Origin of the sequence: Thioalkalivibrio denitrificans (genome assembly GCF_002000365.1) — a bacterium.
Lineage (GTDB): Bacteria > Pseudomonadota > Gammaproteobacteria > Ectothiorhodospirales > Ectothiorhodospiraceae > Thioalkalivibrio_A > Thioalkalivibrio_A denitrificans.
On the sequence record NZ_MVBK01000028.1, the window covers coordinates 50,630 to 55,441 of the forward strand.

A 4,812-nucleotide genomic window follows, 5' to 3' on the forward strand; every position below is an offset into this window, starting at 1 on the left:
GTGAAATATGCGGGCTAGCTTGGATTCAGGTGCTTGGGGCAAGGAGGGCCCGACATGACGCAAGCACGACGCAAAACCTTCCCACTGAGTATTTTCGTAATCTCCCACCGTACCTGCCGATGTGCGCGGCGGCTGTCTCTGTGGGCGCGCGGTGGGCCGGGGCGCGTTCTGTCGCCTTTGAGCGGAGCCTGACCTCCGCGGGAGGCTCGTGATGAAGAGGCTCCTGTTGATACTGCTGTTCGGAGCAGTCCTGTTGGCGTTGGGCACTATGGTGTTCCTGCCCGTGTCCGAGATGCCGGAACAGGTGGACCGGCCGATCGGCGACGAACCGATTGTCACGGAGCCGCCCTACCGGGAAGACTCGCGCGAATACCAAATGGCACCGGATCGGCCTCCCGAGATGCGGGATCAGATTCCGACATTGCCCCGGGCCGGAACATCAGTCCAGCCGCACAAGCCTCTGCCGGAGCTCGATCAATACAAGGTGGAGCTGGGAGCGGACGAGGTGCTTTCGATGCCCGGGGAACCGGGGAGGATGCAGGTCTGGATAGGCGCCATGGATGTTGAGCCCGCCAGGCCACCGGGCATGATCTTCGAGACTGATACCCTTCCCGCCGTGGGACAGACGGCGAAGATTACGCCCCAGGCGCCCGCTTTCGATGTTTTTCCCAGTGAAAGCATCTGCCTGTTGATACATCCTTCGGGCAGCAGTAAGCAATTTCACCTGACCCCGCGGGAACCGGGCACATTCAGGGTGGGCGCCGAAGTGTATCTCTACAACTCACAGGACTGTACCGGCGCACCGGTTCCGAAAGCGGTGACGCACCTCCAAGTAACGGTGAAAGTCGACCGCGCCAGACAGGTGCGTTCCCATGCCCATCAGATCTGGCTCGTGACGTGGGAGGCGTTCCTCGATTTCTGGGGGGCCCTTCTGGTCATATTCTTCGGCGTGCTGTTGGTCCTCTTCCGCAAGCGGCTGAGGGGCCTGTTTAGACTGGATGACTGATCCGCCGCCTCTCGAGAGGGGGGTGGAACGGTCGCGGTCGGAGCGGCACCTTAGAGATGCTCATGGAAGAAAATTCCTCCGTCCCCTTTTCCTCCTCGTCCCCTTTTCCCTCCCCTTTTCCCTCCGTCCCCTTTTCCTCCGGCTTCGGCCCGCGGGCGGGCCGCCTACGTTCGGGCCCGGGCAGCACAGGGCCGGCGACGCCTGTATCGAGGATGCCGCGCCTCTCAATCGTTGACCGGGGTCAGGTGACGCAGCAGGATCGGGGAATCAGAGGGTCATCGGGCAGAACCGGGGGGCAGCATGGCACAGCGAATTGCGCGCAACGTGGCCGGGATGCGGATATCCGCCATAAAGGAGATGGCGATGCTGGCCACCCGGTTCGAGGATGTCGCTTCGCTCACCTGGGGCCTGCCCTCGTTTCGCACCCCGGCCCACATCCGGGCCGCCGTCGCGAAGGCGCTCGACGCGGACCCTGCGCTCGGCATGTACTCCCTCCCGGACGGGCTGCCGGAACTGCGCCGCCTCGCCGCGCGCGCCCACGAGCAGGCGACGGGGGTCGCCGTCGACCCGGATGCCAACATCGTCATCACCGCCGGCAACATGCAGGGGATCAACACGCTCCTGCACGTGCTGCTCGATCCGGGCGATGAGGTGGTGATCACCGACCCCGGATTCGCCTCCCACCTGCAGCAGATCCGCCTGTGCGGCGGGGTCCCGATCCACTGGGGGCTCGACGAAGCCACGGGATGGAGCCTCGATGTGGAGGCCCTGCCGTCGCTGATCGGCGAGCGCACCCGGGCCATCATCCTGGTGACGCCCTCCAATCCCACGGGCCGCATCTTCCGCCGCGAGGAACTGTTGCGCGTCGGCGAGATCGCCCGCGAGCGCGGTCTCATGGTGCTGATCGATGATCCGTACTCGCACTTTGTTTACGAGAACACCGATCTGTATTTCAATCTCGCCAGCCGCCCCGAGTTCGCGGAACACATCGCCTACCTGTTCACCTTCTCCAAGTGCCATGCCATGAGCGGCTGGCGACTCGGCTACGCGGTGCTGCCCGAGGCCATCAAGTCCGAGGCGCTGAAGGTGCACGACGCGATGGTCATCTGCGCGCCGCGCGTATCACAGGCGGCCGGCATCGCCGCCCTGTCCGAGCCCGCCGATCACCTGGCGGAATTCGAATCAACGCTCTCGCGCCGGCGCGATCTCATCTGCGCGCGGCTGGACGCGGTGGACCACGTGTTCGAATACGTGCGCCCCGAGGGGACCTACTACGTCTTCCCCCGCATCCTCGCGCCGCATACGGACTCGACCGAGTTTGCCCTGCGCCTGCTGCGCGAGGCGAGAGTCACCGTGACCCCGGGTGTGGCATTCGGACCCCGGGGCGAAGGCCATGTGCGCATGGCCTTCTGTGTGGAGGATGACGTGATCGAGCGCGCCTTCGACCGGATCGAGGCGGCCTTCCCGCGCTGACTGCGTGGTTCATGCCACCAGAGACGACATTAGAAACTTCCGAACAACGTCCCCAGCGTGATCAGTACGATCAGAGAGATGAAAGGGGCCACCATGGCCGTCATGGCCAGATCGAAGTAGGCCTGGCGGTGGGTGAGACGCGTGATGGCGAGCAGGGTGATCACCGCACCGTTGTGCGGCAGGGTGTCGAGCCCGCCGGTGGCGACCGCGGTGACGCGGTGCATCAGGTCCGGGTTGATGCCGTGTGTGCGGGCCATCTCCAGGTAGGTGTCGCCCAGGGTGGACAACGCGATGCTCATGCCCCCGGAGGCGGAGCCGGTCATGCCCGCCAGCACGTTGACGGCGATCGCGAGCGAGATGAGCGGGTTATCGCCGCCCACCCCAACGACGGCGTCGCGGATGAGCACGAAGGCACCCAGTGAGGCGATCACCGCACCGAAGCCGACCAGGCTTGCCGTGTTGAAAATGGGCAGCAGGGAGGCGTTGGCGCCGTTGTCGATGGACTGCTTGAGTCCGCCCAGGCGCCGCCAGTTGGTGGCGATCAGTACCAGCAGCGAGAGCACCAGCGCGGCGATCACCGACCAGATGCCGCGCACCTGTTCGATGCTCGTTTCTCCATAGATGGGCAGCGCGAGGTAGTCGGTTTCCATGCGCGGGATCACCAGGAAGGTGAATACCAGATTGATGGCGATCACCAGCACCAGCGGAAGTATGGCGATCAGCACCGGCGGTGGCCCCGCCGGACGCTTGTCCACCGGCAGCTCCATGAGGTCGAATCCCTCTCCGGCGGCGCGTTCGCGCAGTTCCTTGTCGGGGGTGAAGTCTGCATCCGCATGGTCGCCGTAGCCCTCGGCGGCCAGACGGCGTGCACGATACTGAAGCCAAAGCATGCCCAGGCCGAACATGACGGCCGCCGTGATGATGCCGAGCCCGGGGGCGGCAAAGGGCGAGCTGCCGAAGTAGGGCATGGGGATGGCGTTCTGAATGGCGGGGGTGCCGGGCAGCGCGGTCATGGTGAACGTGAACGCACCCAGCGCGATGGTGGCGGGGATGAGGCGCTTGGGGATGTCCGCCTGCCGGAACAGCGCCGCGGCGATCGGGTAGACCGCAAAGGCCACGACGAACAGCGAGACGCCACCGTAGGTCATCACGGCGCAGGACAGGACCACTGCCAGGATCGCTCGTCCGGTGCCGAGCTTTTCGATGATGGCGTTGGCGAGCACCTCTGCACTGCCGGAGTCCTCCATCAGCTTGCCGAACACGGCGCCGAGCAGGAACACGGGGAAGTACAGCGCGATGAAGTCGGCGGTGCTGCCCATGAAGATCTGCGTGTAGCTTGCCAGCACGCGGCCCTCAAGGTTTGCCACCACGGCAAAAGTGGCCAGTGCCGGGGTGAGTATCAGGAGGCTGATGCCGCGATAGGCGAGGTAGATGAGCAGCGCCAGCGTGATGATGATGACGGCGATTCCGAGCATGGCGATCATTCCTCCTTCCCGGAGGCGGGTCCGTGTTCCGGCAGCTGCGGGGGACGGAAGCTGTCTGTGAACAGACTCTTCAGATCGAAGGTCGAGCGTACGCCCAGGTCATCGAAGTGGCGTTGCAGGAAGTTGTCCGCCCAGCTGCGGCCGCGTTCCTTGAGATGCATGAGATAGGCCCATTCCGCGTTCATCTTGCTCGAGGCGTCCAGATCCTTGAGTTCCTCGTGTGCGTGGATGAGGTGCACGTAGATGTCCCGGTAGCGCTCGGATTCGAGCCCCTCGGCCTCGATGAGCTGGTGCAGCAGTTCGATGGAGCGCAGCTCCTTGATGAGGCTCGAGTTGAAGGTGATCTCGTTGATGCGGTTGATGATCTCCCGCCCTGTGCGCGGGAGTTTCTCGCGTACCAGCGGATTGATCTGGACCACGATCAGGTCCCGCGTGGCGGTGTCCTCCACCAGCGGATAGAGGGCCGGGTTGCCGATATAGCCGCCGTCCCAGTAGGCCTCGCCGTCGATCTCCACCGCCTGAAACAGGAACGGGAGGCAGGCGGAGGCCATGACCGTGTCCACGGACAGCCGCGGTTGTGTGAAGGTGCGCCCGCGCCCGGTACGCACGTTGGTCGCGGTGACGAATACCTTCAGATCGGTACAGTGGTTCACGCGCTCGAAGTCGACCAGACCGGCGACCAGGTCGCGCAGGGGGTTGATGTTGAGCGGGTTGAGTTCGTAGGGGGAGAACTGGCGGGTCAGCTGTTCGAAGAGCAGGTAGCCGGGCGAACGGTCCAGGCTGAAGCTGTCGGTCATGCGATCCCAAAGCGTGCGCTGCACGGGTGAGAGCAGCGCACGCTTTGGGATC

General features: G+C 64.6%; 4 protein-coding genes. 2 read left to right on the plus strand and 2 right to left on the minus strand.

All coding sequences use genetic code 11. From position 1 onward, the window contains the following. Positions 1-211: 211 nt before the first annotated feature. Together B1C78_RS05040 and B1C78_RS05045 are read left to right on the plus strand one after the other, a co-directional pair. Entirely contained in the window at positions 212-1,006 is a 795-nt protein-coding gene (locus B1C78_RS05040; protein WP_077278054.1) for a hypothetical protein, read from the plus strand. A gap of 300 nt (positions 1,007-1,306) precedes the next feature. Beyond that, entirely contained in the window at positions 1,307-2,479 is a 1,173-nt protein-coding gene (locus B1C78_RS05045) for a pyridoxal phosphate-dependent aminotransferase (protein ID WP_077278055.1), read from the plus strand. A gap of 29 nt (positions 2,480-2,508) precedes the next feature. On the opposite strand, the gene B1C78_RS05050 is transcribed toward B1C78_RS05045, so the two are convergent. Together B1C78_RS05050 and B1C78_RS05055 are read right to left on the minus strand one after the other, a co-directional pair. Further along, a complete protein-coding gene (locus B1C78_RS05050) occupies positions 2,509-3,954 on the minus strand; it encodes a GntP family permease (protein WP_077278064.1) in 1,446 nt (481 codons plus the stop codon). A 5-nt stretch (positions 3,955-3,959) separates the two neighbouring features. Beyond that, a partial coding sequence (locus tag B1C78_RS05055; RefSeq protein ID WP_077278063.1) for a patatin-like phospholipase family protein occupies positions 3,960-4,812 on the minus strand: 853 nt, incomplete at its 5' end.